We start from the raw sequence: 13,395 nt of genomic DNA, 5'->3' as shown, positions 1-13,395 counted from the left end.
AGACTCGTCGAAGCGATGGGTCCGAGTGCTAGTTGCTGCGCCCATATTAGTCGGCCTTTCGTACGAGGTCCGAGAGTTGAGTGCGAGTTTCGAGCGCGCGAGACATGGAGAGTTCCCAGTCGTTCAGTAGTACTTCGACTGCCCACTGGGCTGACGGAGTGTCGCTATCAGCACGAAACTCGTCGTTACTCTCGACGAAGATGGCCTGATTGAAGCGCCTCGACGGCTCAACCTTCACGTTGAATGATCCTCGGTGCTGATCCGTTCGCTCACTCCGAATAGCAACGGTAAGCATGCCAGGTGATTCGAGGAAGTCCCAGATGCCTTCTTTCGGCGCGAGTGTATGGCCGAACTTGTGCCAGGCCGCTTCACTGGATACTGAAATGTGAGCATGCATGTTGATGCCTACGGCGAAGACTGGTGTATGCGACAAAATCCGCATCGCGCCTGCGAGGAGATCCCGAAGGGACTCGAATGAGGGGGTCGCGCTGGACGTGAGGGTGAGTCGATCACTCAGCACCTCTAGGTCGCACCAACCTAGCGAGAAAATGCTGACCTCGTTGGTTATCAGCTCGATCGAGGCGCCCTCAAGTGCGTCTTCGGAGATGAGATCGTGCATGGCTAGCCAGCTTGGCTGGAAGATCTTCGGGTTAAAGGATCCCAGCAAGATGACCGAAACACCCTCACGCTCTAGCTGCGCCTCCGCCATGACCTCTCTCGCCTTTTCCAGTTGGATGCTTTGCTCGGCCTGTGCTGGTTAGCGAAGCCCAGTTGGATGATCCTTCGCTTGGATCGCCCAACGTGGGCGTTGAAGCGATGTCAACTTAGCAGCGAGGGGCGAGGCATGTGCCTGATCCCGGGAGCTTCCCCCTGACGGGTTGCCTACGGGGAGTCCTAGGTGCCCTGTTGACGAGTGGCTGACTAGACCTTTGTGCATACGGGTGCGTCGGCACCGGGTTAGACCGTATTCAGGCCTTGGCGGCCTCGACGGCCTCGGCGAGGCGTCGGACGCCCTCGTCGACGTCGCCGGGCTGCACCGCGGAGAAGGCCAGCCGGAAGGCGTTCTCCCCGCCCTCGAGCAGGAAGTCGGTGCCCGGCACGATCGCCACCCCGCGCGCCGCGGCCTCGGCCGAGATCCGGGCGACGTCGTGGCCCTCGCCGGCCGGCAGCGACACCCACAGGAAGTAGCCGCCGTCGGGACGCCGGAAGGTGGCCTGCGGCAGGTGCGTGCGCAGCGCCTGGTCCAGCAGCCCGACCCGCTCGGCCAGCGCGCTCTTCACCGTCTCCAGCGCGCCCTCGTAACGCGGCCCGGTGACGAACTGGAACACCGTTCCCTGGGCGACCATGTTCGGCGCGATGTAGGTGTTGGTGGCCCGCACCCGGATCCGGTCGATCAGCGCCGGCGGCCCGACCAGGTAGCCCACCCGGATGCCCGGGCAGACGGTCTTGGAGAACGAGCAGGCGTAGACCACGTGGGTGCTGTCGGCGCCGCCGTCGAGCTCCAGCATCCGCGGCAGCGGCTCGCCGCTGAACCGGATGTCGACGTACGGGTCGTCCTCGAACACCAGGAAGTCGTGCTCGTGCGCCAGGTCGAGCAGCCGGCGCCGCTTCGCCAGCGACAGCGTGTAGCCGGCCGGGTTCTGGAAGTTCGGGATGACGTGCGCGAACGCCGGCCGGACGCCGCCGCGCAGCAGCTCCTCGATCTCGTCGACGGCGACGCCGTCCTCCTCCAGCGTGACCAGGTGCAGGTCGCCGCCCCGGTTCTTCAACCCCAGCAGGGTGCGGTCGTAGGTGGGCCGCTCGGTGACCACCGCCGCGCCCGGGGTGACCAGCTCGTCGAAGAGGAACGCGTCGGCCTGCATCGACCCGTTGGTGACCAGCACGTGGCTCTCGGGCACGCCGTGCTTCTCGGCGATCCACCGGCGCAGCGGCACGTAGCCGATCGCCGTCCCGTAGCCGGTCATCCCGGCCGGGTCGGCGTCGAACGCGGCGACGGCGGCCTGCTTGAGGCCCTCGACGTCGACGATGTCGGTCGACGGCGCGCCACGCGCGAAGGAGATCGTGGCCGCGGCCGGCTTGGTCGCCGGGTCGGTCTCGGGCGTCTGGTCGGTGGTGGGACCGGTCACGCCGTCGAGTGTGCCGTACCCCGGCTACTCGTGACCCGGGGGTCGGTACCGCCGGAGCCACAGCCAGACGCACCAGACGGCCGTGCCGGCGACGAAGAGCGCGAGCAGGAGGGCGGACCAGCCGTCCAACCCGGTGCCGGCGACGGCGGCCCGCCCGACCAGGGTGAACGCCGCGGAGAGGAAGACCATCGTGGCCGCGCCGAACCAGCAGGTGTCGCTCGCGATCCGGCGGCGCAACTCGGGTTCGTGCTCGGGGCTCTTCCAGTACTCGGCGTGCGGCACGTTGACCAGCTCCAGCGGCAGCCGCCGGGTCCACCGGGCGACCCCACCGCAGACCCCGGCGATCAGCGCGCCGACCAGGACGGCGACGACCAGGAGCTCCGCACGCGAACCCGTGCGGTCCACCTGACCGCTCGCGCCGAAGTGCAGCGGCACCACGTCGGGCAGGGTCAGCGCCAGCACGCCGACGACGACGGCGTGGACCAGGCACGAGACGGCGAAGGCGCGGGCGGCCACCCGGTCATGGTGCCGCAGCGGCGGCCCGGACCGCGGCCAGCAGCGCCTCGCGCTCGTGCAGTGTCGTCCGGTCCCGCCCGCGGGTGGCGCCCAGCGCGATCTCGGCGGCGTCGATCGCCCGCCAGTCGGGCAGCAGCACCGGCTCGGCGCCGCGGGTCTGCAGCGTGGAGACCAGGTCGTCGGGGTCGCCGCCGGAGTGCAGCCGGCCGGCCGCGGCGTCGGTGAGCAGGCTCGCCACCGTCTCCCGGGCGTCGTGCTTGTTGGTGCCCACCACCCCGGTGGGCCCGCGCTTGATCCAGCCGGCCACGTACTCGCCGGGGCTGACCGCACCGTCGCGCAGCACCCGGCCGGCCTCGTGCGGGACCGTGCCTCCGTCCAGCGGCAGCCCGGGCAGCGGGTGCCCGCGGTAGCCCACCGAGCGGACCACCAGGTCGGCGGGGACGACGTCCAGCTCGCCGGTGCCGGTGGCCCGTCCGTCGGCGTCCACCGTCGTCCGCTCGACCTCGACCCCGGTGACCCGGTCGGTGCCCAGCAACCGCACCGGGCGGGCGTGGAAGCGCAGCCGGACGGCGGGGCGGCCGGGTCCGGCGGTGTGCCCGGCGTACTCGTGCAGCACCGCGAGGTTGCGGGCCACGTGCCGGTCGACGGCGGCCAGCGCGTCGTCGCCGGGGTCGGTGAGGTCGGCCGGGTCGACGAGCACCGTGGCGGCGGCGAGGTGCCCCAGCTCGCGCAGCTCCTGGGTGGTGAAGGTGGCCTGCGCGGGGCCGCGGCGGCCCAGCACGGTCACCCGTTCGACGGGTGCGGCGGCCAGCGCGTCGAGGACGTGCTGCGGCATCTCGGTCGGGTCGAGCTCGGCGGGCGAGCGGACCAGCACCCGGGCGACGTCGAGCGCCACGTTGCCCACGCCGACCACCACGACGTCGCGGGCGCGGGCCACCGCCTGCTCCACCCGGGCCCGGTCGGCGTCGGGGTGCCCGCAGTACCAGGCGACGACGTCGGTGGCGGCGAGGCTGCCGGGCAGCTCCTCCCCGGGCACGCCCAGCCCCCGGTCGCCGGCTGCGCCGTAGGTGTAGACGACGGCGTCGACGTGCCGGCGCAGCTCGGCGACCGACAGGTCGGCGCCGATCTCCACGTTGCCGACGAAGCGGACCCGTTCGTGGTCGAGGGTGGCGTGCAGCGTCTCGCGCAGCGCGCGCATCTTCCGGTGGTCGGGGGCGATGCCGTGGCGGACCAGCCCGAACGGCGTGGGCAGCCGGTCGATCAGGTCCACGGCGACCGGGACGTCGTCCTGCGCGGCCAGCGCCTCGGCGGCGTAGATGCCCGCGGGGCCGGCGCCGATCACGGCCACCCGCAGCGGGCGCGGTCCGGTCCCGGTCGGCTCCGCCACGTCTGGCATCGTCGTCCTTCCGACGGCCGTGCGCCAGGTCACTCCTGCCGCCGTCCCCGATGACCTCAGGAGGTCTGCGTGTCGTTCGTCATCGTCGCCACCGTGATGCCCAAGCCCGAGAGCCGCGACGCGGTCCGGCAGGCCCTGCTGGCCGCCGTCCCGCAGGTGCACGCCGAGCCCGGTTGCGAGCTGTACTCGGTGCAGGAGGACGAGCAGGGCTTCGTCTTCGTCGAGCGCTGGGCCAGCGAGGAGGCGATGGCCGCGCACGGTCAGGGCGAGGCGCTGCGCACCATGATGGCGACCGTCTCCGAGCACCTGGCCGAGCCGCTGGCCGTGCGGGTGCTGCGCCCGCTGCCGGCCGGTGACCCGGACAAGGGCGCCGTCTGACCTCCCGATCGTCGGCGCCCGGGTGCAGGGTGTCGGCATGACCGACGCCCCGCCCTGGGAGCCACCGCTGGCCGGCACCGAGGCCGAGCACCTGCTCGGCTCGCTGGACCGGCTGCGGACCACGTTCCGCTGGAAGGCCGACGGCCTGGACGCCGCCGGGCTGAGCACCCGGATCGGCGCCTCCGTGCTGACCCTCGGGGGACGGGCGCTGGATCGTGCCGGTCAAGGACGCCGTCCGCCGGGCCGTGCAGGTCGACCTCGGTGACACGCTGACCCTCCGGCTCGGCGTCGTCAGCCGGGGCTGACCCCTATGCCGCCTGGCAGGTCGGGCACCAGTAGAGGTTGCGGCCGACCATCTCCTGCGTGCGGATCTCGGTGTCGTCGATCCGGCAGGGCAGCCCGGTGCGCCGGTAGACGTAGTGGGCGTCGGCGAGCTCGGCCGGGCCGCGCTTGCGCTGCCGGTCCGCGCGCTCGGTGGTGACGATCCGTCCCTCGCGGACGCCGGCCCTCAGCAGCTTCACCAGGTCCGCCCACATCGCCGCCCAGGTGGCCTCGTCGACGTCCTTGCCGAGCCGGAACGGGTTCACCCGGTGCCGGAACAGGATCTCCGCGCGGTAGACGTTGCCGACGCCGGCGAGCACCTCCTGGTCCATCAGCAGCGCGCCGATCGGCGTCTTCGACCGGCTGATCCGGGCGAATGCCTTCCCCGGGTCCGACCGGCGGCGCAGCGGGTCGGGGCCGAGCCGGCCGAGGATCGCGGTGACCTCCGGTTCGGTGATCACCTCGCACACGGTTGCGCCGCGCAGGTCGGTCCACACCCCTGCGCCGTCCGGGCCGTCGCCCTCCCAGCGCATCCGCAGCGCGCCCTTCGCCGGCGGCGGCGTGCCGGTGCCGGTCGTGTACTTCCCGTACAGACCCAGGTGCACGTGCACGGTGTCCGGCCCGAAGCGGGCGAACAGGTGCTTGCCGTAGGAGGTCACCTCGTCGAGCACCCGGCCGTCGAGCAGCTCGGCGCCGGCGGTGAAGCGGCCCTGCGGGCTGGTGACGTGCACCGGGCGGCCGGCGAACAGCTCGTCCTGCTCCTTCGCCAGCCGGAACAGGGTGTGGCCCTCAGGCACGGGCACCTCGCGCGATCACGCCGTCCAGCTTCACCCGAGCCGCAGGTGTCTGCCACGGCGGGTGCCGGCGAGGGAACGGTCGTTCAGCGGCGGGTGGCGCGGGTGTAGCGGTCCAGGGCGACCAGACGTTCGTGGGCGTGGTCGACGACCGGCTCGGGGTAGCCCGCCGGGACGCCGCCGGGCGCCGTCCACGGCTCGTGCACGTGCTTCGCATCCAGACCGCGCAGCTCGGGCACCCAGCGCTGCACGTAGGCGCCGTCGGGGTCGAACTTCCTGCCCTGGGTGGTCGGGTTGAACACCCGGTAGTACGGCGAGGCGTCGGTGCCGGTGCCGGCGACCCACTGCCAGCCGTGCTGGTTGCTGGCCAGGTCGCCGTCGACCAGGTGCTGCATGAACCAGCGGGCGCCGAGCGTCCACTCCTGGTGCAGGTCCTTGACCAGGAAGGAGGCGACGATCATCCGCACCCGGTTGTGCACGTGGGCCTCGCCGAGCAGCTGCCGCATGCCGGCGTCGACGATCGGGAACCCGGTGCGCCCGGTCTGCCAGGCCCGCACCAGCGCCTCGGCGTCCGGACCGGAGTCGTAGCCCATCGCCTGCAGCTCGGGCTTGAGGTACTCCCGGGCCGACTCCGGCCGGTGCCAGAGGACGTCGGCGTAGAAGTCGCGCCAGGCGAGCTCGTTCGCGTAGCTCCGCGCCGACTCGGAGTCCTCGGCGGCAGCGGGACCGGCCAGGTCGGCCAGCAAGGTGCGCGGGTGGATGCAGCCGTACTTCAGGTGGGCCGACAGCCGGCTGGTGCCGTTCGTGCCGGGGGTGTTGCGGCCCTCGGCGTAGCCGGGCAGCCGCTCGTCGCGGAACCGGTGCCAGGCCGCGGTCGCCGCGGCCTCCCCGGCCGGGGGCAGGGTGGCGCCGCCGAGGTCCGGGGGCGGGGGTGGCTCGTCGGACCGGACGCCGCTGGCCCAGCGGACGCCGTCCGGGCGGACGGCGGGGGAGTGCCAGCCGTGCTCCCGCCAGGCACGGGCGAACGGGGAGAAGACCTGGAACGGCGTCCCGTCGCGCTTGACCACCCGACCGGGGGCGACGGCGTACGGAGAGCCGGTGCGCACCAGCGGGACCTCGCCCAGCGCCCGTTCGACGGCGTCGTCGCGGCGGCGGCCGTAGGGGCCGGCGTCGGCGGTGACGTGCACGCTCGACGCCCCGACCTCGGCGGCCAGCGCGGGCAGCACCCGCACCGGGTCACCGGACCGGAACACCAGGGCGCCACCGGTCTGCTCGCGCAGGTCGGCCAGGCAGTCGAGCAGGAACCGCCGCCGCGGTGCTCCCGACGGGCCCCACAGCCGGTCGTCGAAGACGAAGACGGGCGCGACGTCACCGCCCGGCCCGGCCGCGTCGAGCGCCGCGAGCAGTGCCGGGTGGTCGGCCAACCGGAGGTCGCGGCGGAACCAGAGCAGCGCGGTGGGCACCCGGCCGAGCCTAGGGACGCCCCCGGCTCACCGCTGGGTCACGGCGGGGGGTGCGCTCAGTGGTCGGCGGTGGCCAGGCCGAACGTCGGCCTGTCGTCATCGGCGACCAGGTCGAGCTCGTCGGGGTGCTCGACCAGGTACTTGCGGACGAACGAGCAGTAGGGGAGCACGGTCAGCCGGCGGTCGCGGGCGGCGACGAGGACGTCGTGCACCAGGCGGGTGCCCAGGCCGCGGCCGCCCATCGCCGGATCGATCTCGGTGTGCGGCAGGGTCATCGAGCCGCCGTCGACGTGGTAACTGGCCAGGCCGACGACGCGGTCGCCGTCGCGGATCTCGAACCGCCCCTTCTCGGGGACGTCCACCACCGTGATGTCCATCTGCTCTCCACCTCCCGCGCCACCGGCGCCGTTGCCGGGGGCTCGTTGCGCGCTGAGACAAGGTAACGGTCACAACACGTCGTCGCCTGCATCTCGTCCGACGAGTCCGGCTCCATCTCCTCCGACGAGTCCGGCCCCGGTGGCGTTCCCCTCGCCGCGCGCCGGGCGTGGCGGGTCCACGCCGCTCAGGCGCGGGAGGTGCCCGGCCCGGGCATCCCGGTGTCTCACCGGGTCACCCGGAGAAATGGTGACGAGCGCAATTCTTTGCGATCTCATGACATTTGCAAACACATCGCAACCTGTGCGTGAGCGAGAGTGCCGCACAGGTCGATGGCCTGGCGGTCCGCCCATCAGTGCTGGTCGCAGGTCTGCGGTTCGACTGCCAGCGGGTGTCCCGGGGGTCGGCTCGCCCGTCGGTGCCGTGTCGTACGCCACATCGGCCGGGCGTCACGGGCCGATAACAGAATGGCTCGATCGGGCCATTCGTACATTTTCCGACCACCTCCGCTGTTAACGTCCTCCACTGAGATGGCGGGTCCTCCCGCCCCCGGCTCGTCGGCCGGCGTCGCGTGAGGTGGGTGGAAGCGCTCGCGGCGTCCCCCGATGCGCTGGAGCCGCGTCGCCAGGCGCTGCTCGCCCGACCAGGGCGGCGCGCCCGGCGGGATGACAAGGCGTCGACGTCGCTCCCGGAGCGGCGCGCCCAGCTGCGTCCCGCCCGGCGGCCGGGTTCGCCCGACGACGAGAGGTGACCGTGCCCGCGATACATGCCGAGGGGTTGTTCAAGGTCTTCGGTCGGCGTCCCGCAGAAGCGGTGCGCCGGCTCCAGGAGGGCGCCTCCGTCGCCGAGGTCAGGGAGCGGGGCGCGACACCGGCCGTCATCGACGCCGGCTTCACCGTCGAGCCCGGCGAGATCTTCGTCGTCATGGGGCTGTCGGGTTCGGGCAAGTCGACGCTGCTGCGGATGCTCAACGGCCTGCTGGAGGTCACCGCCGGCACCGTGCACATCGGGGGCGCCGAGCTGACCGGGCTGGACGCCACGGCCCTGCGCCGGCTCCGGCAGGAGCAGATGAGCATGGTGTTCCAGCACTTCGCGCTGTTCCCGCACCGCAGCGTGCTGGACAACGCGGCCTACGCCCTCGAGGTGCGCGGGGTCGACCGCGCCACCCGCCGGGCCAAGGCGCGCGAGGCCCTCGCGCTCGTTGGCCTGGACCAGTGGGCCGACCAGAAGCCCGGCCAGCTCTCCGGTGGCATGAAGCAGCGGGTCGGCCTGGCCCGCGCGCTCGCCGCCGAGACCGATCTGCTGCTGATGGACGAGGCGTTCAGTGCGCTGGACCCGCTGATCCGCCGGGAGATGCAGGACCAGTTGCTGGAGCTCCAGGCATCCCTGGGCAAGACGATCGTCTTCATCACCCACGACCTCAACGAGGCCATGCGGCTGGGTGACCGGATCGCCGTCATGCGGGACGGCCGCATCGTGCAGATCGGCACCCCGGAGCAGATCCTCCAGCAGCCGGCCGACGAGTACGTCCGGTCGTTCCTGGCCGACGTCGACCGCGGTCGCGTGTTCACCGCCCGGCACGTCATGGCCGAGCCGCCGACGCCGGTCGACCTGGCGTCCGCACCGGAGCGGGTGCTCGCGCTCATGCGGGAGCAGCGGACCGGCACGGTCCTGGTGGACGACGGTGGCGGCCGGGTCGCGGGCGTGGCGACCGAGGCCGCCGTGCGGGCCGCCGTCGCGGCGGGCGACGCATCCCTGGCCGGGGTGGCGCTGCTGCCCCCGGTCGAGGTGTCGGCGACGACCCTGCTGGCGGACCTGCTCGCCCCGGCCGCGCAGGAGGAGGTGCCGGTGACGGTCGTCGACGACGACCGGCGCCTGCTCGGGGTGGTCCCCCGCAGCGCCGTCCTGGCCGCGCTGGGTGGCGTGTCCCGCCCGGTGGCTGCTGCGGCCCATGAGCCGGACTCCCTGCACCGGGCCGGCGCGACCGCCCTGACCACGAAGGAGGCCGTCCGTGGCTGAGACCGCGATCCGGGCCGCCGAGGACGGCGCCCTGCCGCAGATCCCGGTGGGCGACTGGATCGACACCGGCTTTGACTGGGTGACCGACAACTTCTCCCCGGTCTTCGACGTGATCAGCGATGTGACCGAGGCCGGCGTGGAGGCCCTGCGCGATGCGCTGCTGTTCCCCCCGCCGATCCTGCTGGCCGTGCTGCTGGCCGTGCTCGGCGGCGTGGTGCGGTCGGTGCGTTTCGCCGTCGTCTCGCTGCTGGGCCTGCTGCTGCTGATCAGCATGCGGATGTGGGAGCCAGCCATGGCCACCCTCGCCCTGGTCCTGGTGTCTGCGGTCATCGCAGTGGCGATCGGCATCCCGATCGGGATCGCGGCGGCCAAGAGCGACCGGGTCAGCGGCGCACTCCGGCCGGTGCTCGACTTCATGCAGACGATGCCCGCCTTCGTCTACCTCGTGCCCGCGGTGACGTTCTTCGGGATCGGCCTCGTCCCCGGGGTCGTCACCACGATCATCTTCGCCATGCCGCCCGGCGTCCGGCTCACCGAGCTGGGCATCCGGCAGGTCGACCCGGAGCTGGTGGAGGCCGGGCACGCGTTCGGCAGCCCGCCGGGGAAGATCCTGCGGGGGGTCCAGCTCCCGCTCGCCCTGCCGACGATCATGGCCGGGGTCAACCAGGTGATCATGCTGGCGCTGTCCATGGCGGTCATCGCCGGGCTGATCGGCGCGGCAGGGCTGGGTGGCGTCGTCGTCACCAGCATCTCCCGGCTCGACGTCGGACTGGGCTTCGAGGGCGGCCTCTCGGTGGTCATCCTCGCCATCTACCTGGACCGGTTGACCAGCGCGTTCGGCCAGCGGCGGGGGCGGTTGTCCGGGATCCCCTCCTTCTTGAGCCGCGGCGGCACGGTCGCCAAGGGCGGCCTGGCCGCCAGCAGCCGATCGGCCAGTGCGGTCCTGCCCGTCGAGACCGACCAGAACTCACCGAACCGACCTGCCCGGTAGCCGATCGGGACGGCCCGACCGGGTCGTCCGTCGGCACACCGGAGCACCAACGGTGCGCGGGGCAGTCGCCCGCCACCAGAAGTAGGGAGAGGAACCACAGAAGATGAACAAGAACCTGACCACCCGGGGCGCCCGCCTCGCCGCCGGCCTCGCCGCCGTCGCGCTCACCGCCACCGCCTGCGGGGGCGACAGCGACGAGGACACCACCGCCAGCGGCGGGTCGACGTCCGGCAGTGGCTGCGAGAGCGTCAACCTGGGCTTCATCCCGTCCTGGACCGACGGCCTGAGCATGGCCTGGCTGTGGGACGGCATCCTCAGCGAGCAGGGCATCGAGGTCGAGATGACCGAGATCTCCGACGCCGCGCCGCTGTACGCCGGCCTGGCCGGCGGCGACGTCGACGTCTACCCCTCCGCGTGGTCGGAGGTGACGCACGCGGCCTACATGGAGGAGTACGGCGACCAGGTCGAGGACCTCGGCGCCTGGTACGACGGGGCGGTGCTGACCTTCGCCGTGCCGGAGTACACCGACATCGACTCCATCGCCGACCTGGCCGGCAACGCCGACCGCTTCGACGGCCGGATCGTCGGGATCGAGCCGGGCGCCGGGCTGACGGCCACCACCAAGGACAGCGTCATGCCGACCTACGGCCTGGAGGACGAGTACACGCTGGTCGAGTCCTCGACCACCGCGATGCTCGCCGAGCTGCAGGCGGCGACCGACGCCAACGAGGACATCGTCGTCACGCTGTGGCGGCCGTTCTGGGCCAACAGCGAGTTCCCGGTCAAGGACCTCGAGGACCCCGAGGGTGCGCTGGGTGAGGCCGAGGGGCTGCACACGCTGGCCCGTGAGGGCTTCTCCGAGGACTGCGCCGACGTCGCGTCGATGATGGAGAACCTGACGCTGACCGACGAGCAGTACGGCTCGCTGGAGAACATGGTCGTCAACGAGTACGGCGAGGGTCGGTACGACGAGGCCGTCCAGGCCTGGCTCGAGGAGAACCCGGACTTCGTGGACTCCCTGCAGAGCTGATCGTCCGCCGCGCTCGGCGCGGCAGCAGCGAGGGGCCCGACGGTGACGCCGTCGGGCCCCTCGCCCGTCCGGGCCCCGCTCCTCGCCGGCCGCCGCGGGGCCGCATGCCAGGATGGACGGCGCCGCCCCCGTAGCTCAGGGGATAGAGCATCGGTTTCCTAAACCGTGTGCCGCAGGTTCGAATCCTGCCGGGGGCACTCCCGTGGTCGGCCGCTGTCCACTGCCGAGGGCGGGCTCCCTTCGCGTGGCGGCGTGGGCAGCGGGCCGGGAGCATCACCGTCCGTGTCCACCGTGCGTCCGGAACCCCTGCCGCGGCTGTTCGTCGTCGGCTGCCCGCGCTCGGGGACGACGCTGCTGCAGTCCTTCCTCGCCGCACACCCGGACGTGCAGGCGTTCCCGGAGACGCACTTCTTCTACCGGCTGCCGACCGATCTCGACGCACCGATCGCACCGGACCTGGTGCGGGACCTGCCGGGGATCGCCGGTTTCCTCAGCCGGCCGGCGATGCGCTGGCCGGAGCCCGCGACCGGGCGGTCGGTGGCGGCGGCGTTCCTGGCCACGGCGGAGGAGGTCACCCGCGCACACGGCCGGCGCACCTGGGTGGAGAAGACCCCGGCCAACCTCTACGCGATCGAGCGGGTCGAGCGGCTGGTGCCCGGGGCGCGTTTCCTGCACATCCTGCGCGACGGCGCGGACGTCGTGGCGAGCCTGCACTCGGTCTCCGCGGGCTGGGGGAGCAGCTACACCCCCGACCAGGCGGTGGACCTGTGGGCCGAGTGCGTGGCGATCACCGCGGAGCACCGCGGTCGGCCCGGGCACACGGTGCTGTCCTACGCGCAGCTGGCCCAGCACCCCGAGTGGGTGCTCCGGGCGGTCTGCGCGGCCGTCGGGCTGCCCTACGACCCGGCGATGGTGGCCGGGCGGGCCGGCGCGGCCCAGGCGCTGATCAAGGACTTCGAGGCCTGGAAGGGCGACAACACCGGTCCGCTGGTGCACCGCCCCCGGGAGAAGTTCGCCCGGGTCTTCGACGCCGAGACCCAGCGCCATGTGGAGAAGCGGGTCGGCGAGGTCGTCGTTCCCGAGCTCACCGCCGACTGAGCAGGAGCACGGGCCGCCGGGGCTGGCTACCGTGCAGGGATGGGTGCGGTGATCGCGGTCGTCGTGGTGCTGGCCCTGCTCGGCGTCATCGCGGCGTGGGGCTGGGCGGTGGCGCGCGGCCCGGCCGGACCGCCGGCGCTCTCCGAACGTGACCGGGCGCTGCGCGCCCAGGCGATCGCCACGGCCCGCTGGACCACCGCCCACGACGAGGTCGACGGGGTCACCCGGGTGCTGCTCCGCCGCGCCTGCACCGGTCCGGACGGGCGACCCGAGGTGCTGGAGGAACGGGTCTTCGAGACCTTCCCGGCCCGCGACCCGCTGTGGGAGGCGCGGTTCACCGAGGCGATGGCCGGTGCCCGGTTCCGCTGCCAGTACCTCAACACCGAGGAGGGGCTCGGCGGGACCTGACCCGGGCAGGGGAGGATGGCCGGCATGGGTCAGGTCGTCGCCACCACCGAACGGATCGTCCGCGCGCCCGCCGAGCAGGTGCGCGCTGCGCTCGCGGACTATGCCGTCACCCGCCCGCGGATCCTCCCCGAGCAGTACAGCGAGTACCGGGTGGACGCCGGGGGGAACGGCGCCGGCACCCGCGCGCACTGGCGGCTGCAGGCCACGTCCAAGCGGGTGCGGGTGCAGGACGTCACCGTCAGCGAGGCGCCCGACGGCTCACTCGTGGAGACCGACGCCAACTCGAGCATGATCACCACCTGGAGCGTCCGGCCCGCCGACGAGGGCGTGAGCACGGTGCGGGTGAGCAGCACCTGGACCGGCGCCGGTGGCATCGGTGGCTTCTTCGAGCGCACCTTCGCGCCGAAGGGGCTCGGCCGCATCCACACCGCGGTGCTCGACCGGCTGGAGCAGACCGTCACCACCGGCTGAGCCGCCTCC

The 13,395-nt window shown here is 72.6% G+C and carries 15 protein-coding genes and 1 tRNA gene; 9 read left to right on the top strand and 7 right to left on the bottom strand.

The annotated features are described in order from the left end of the window. Positions 1-46 precede the first annotated feature (46 nt). The 4 genes from ACI79Y_RS02420 to ACI79Y_RS02405 all read right to left on the bottom strand — a co-directional run bounded on the left by ACI79Y_RS02420 (position 47) and on the right by ACI79Y_RS02405 (position 4,029). Positions 47-709, bottom strand: a complete 663-nt coding sequence (locus ACI79Y_RS02420; RefSeq protein WP_457156958.1) for a hypothetical protein — start codon at positions 707-709, stop codon at positions 47-49. Between the two features lie 259 nt (positions 710-968). Beyond that, entirely contained in the window at positions 969-2,126 is a 1,158-nt protein-coding gene (locus tag ACI79Y_RS02415) for an aminotransferase-like domain-containing protein (RefSeq protein WP_457156957.1), read from the bottom strand. Between the two features lie 24 nt (positions 2,127-2,150). Then, positions 2,151-2,642, bottom strand: a complete 492-nt coding sequence (locus tag ACI79Y_RS02410) for a DUF1648 domain-containing protein (RefSeq protein ID WP_457156956.1) — start codon at positions 2,640-2,642, stop codon at positions 2,151-2,153. A gap of 4 nt (positions 2,643-2,646) precedes the next feature. Next, positions 2,647-4,029: an FAD-dependent oxidoreductase gene (locus ACI79Y_RS02405; RefSeq protein WP_457156955.1), complete on the bottom strand. Its 1,383-nt coding sequence runs from the start codon at positions 4,027-4,029 to the stop codon at positions 2,647-2,649. Positions 4,030-4,107: 78 nt separating this feature from the next. On the opposite strand from ACI79Y_RS02405, the gene ACI79Y_RS02400 reads away from it, so the two are divergent. Next, positions 4,108-4,416, top strand: coding sequence for a putative quinol monooxygenase (locus ACI79Y_RS02400; RefSeq protein ID WP_457081478.1), 309 nt, complete (start codon positions 4,108-4,110; stop codon positions 4,414-4,416). A gap of 215 nt (positions 4,417-4,631) precedes the next feature. Continuing rightward, positions 4,632-4,721 carry a hypothetical protein gene (locus ACI79Y_RS02395; RefSeq protein ID WP_457156954.1) on the top strand — a complete coding sequence of 30 codons (90 nt, stop codon included), beginning with the start codon at positions 4,632-4,634 and terminating at the stop codon, positions 4,719-4,721. A gap of 3 nt (positions 4,722-4,724) precedes the next feature. Here the strand turns inward: ACI79Y_RS02395 and ACI79Y_RS02390 are convergent, their stop codons facing one another. The 3 genes from ACI79Y_RS02390 to ACI79Y_RS02380 all read right to left on the bottom strand — a co-directional run bounded on the left by ACI79Y_RS02390 (position 4,725) and on the right by ACI79Y_RS02380 (position 7,371). Continuing rightward, positions 4,725-5,534, bottom strand: a complete 810-nt coding sequence (locus tag ACI79Y_RS02390; RefSeq protein WP_457156953.1) for an Fpg/Nei family DNA glycosylase — start codon at positions 5,532-5,534, stop codon at positions 4,725-4,727. Between the two features lie 83 nt (positions 5,535-5,617). Further along, complete coding sequence (locus ACI79Y_RS02385; protein ID WP_457156952.1) at positions 5,618-6,994, bottom strand: cryptochrome/photolyase family protein; 1,377 nt, start codon at positions 6,992-6,994, stop codon at positions 5,618-5,620. 56 nt (positions 6,995-7,050) lie between these two features. After that, on the bottom strand, positions 7,051-7,371 hold the full coding sequence (locus ACI79Y_RS02380) for a GNAT family N-acetyltransferase (RefSeq protein WP_457156951.1): 321 nt from the start codon (positions 7,369-7,371) through the stop codon (positions 7,051-7,053). Positions 7,372-8,116: 745 nt separating this feature from the next. Here ACI79Y_RS02380 and ACI79Y_RS02375 point away from each other — a divergent pair. The 7 genes from ACI79Y_RS02375 (at position 8,117) to ACI79Y_RS02345 (ending at position 13,386) form a co-directional block, all read left to right on the top strand. After that, complete coding sequence (locus ACI79Y_RS02375) at positions 8,117-9,388, top strand: quaternary amine ABC transporter ATP-binding protein (RefSeq protein ID WP_457156950.1); 1,272 nt, start codon at positions 8,117-8,119, stop codon at positions 9,386-9,388. Further along, entirely contained in the window at positions 9,381-10,379 is a 999-nt protein-coding gene (locus ACI79Y_RS02370) for an ABC transporter permease (protein ID WP_457156949.1), read from the top strand. Before ACI79Y_RS02375 ends, ACI79Y_RS02370 begins: the two co-directional genes overlap by 8 nt. A gap of 103 nt (positions 10,380-10,482) precedes the next feature. Beyond that, positions 10,483-11,409: a glycine betaine ABC transporter substrate-binding protein gene (locus ACI79Y_RS02365; RefSeq protein ID WP_457156948.1), complete on the top strand. Its 927-nt coding sequence runs from the start codon at positions 10,483-10,485 to the stop codon at positions 11,407-11,409. A 124-nt stretch (positions 11,410-11,533) separates the two neighbouring features. Further along, a tRNA-Arg gene (locus ACI79Y_RS02360) sits at positions 11,534-11,606 on the top strand. 85 nt (positions 11,607-11,691) lie between these two features. Beyond that, the gene (locus tag ACI79Y_RS02355) at positions 11,692-12,507 is read left to right on the top strand and encodes a sulfotransferase family protein (protein ID WP_457156947.1); all 816 of its coding nucleotides are present in this window, start codon (positions 11,692-11,694) and stop codon (positions 12,505-12,507) included. Positions 12,508-12,546: 39 nt separating this feature from the next. After that, positions 12,547-12,915 (top strand): hypothetical protein, encoded by a 369-nt coding sequence (locus ACI79Y_RS02350; RefSeq protein WP_457156946.1) that lies wholly within the window; start codon positions 12,547-12,549, stop codon positions 12,913-12,915. A gap of 24 nt (positions 12,916-12,939) precedes the next feature. After that, entirely contained in the window at positions 12,940-13,386 is a 447-nt protein-coding gene (locus ACI79Y_RS02345; RefSeq protein ID WP_457156945.1) for an SRPBCC family protein, read from the top strand. The last annotated feature ends 9 nt before the right edge of the window (positions 13,387-13,395 follow it).

It is taken from the genome of Modestobacter sp. SYSU DS0875, from assembly GCF_054050915.1.
Note: the sequence above shows the minus strand (reverse complement) of the source record. Positions and strands in the feature narration are given on the sequence as shown.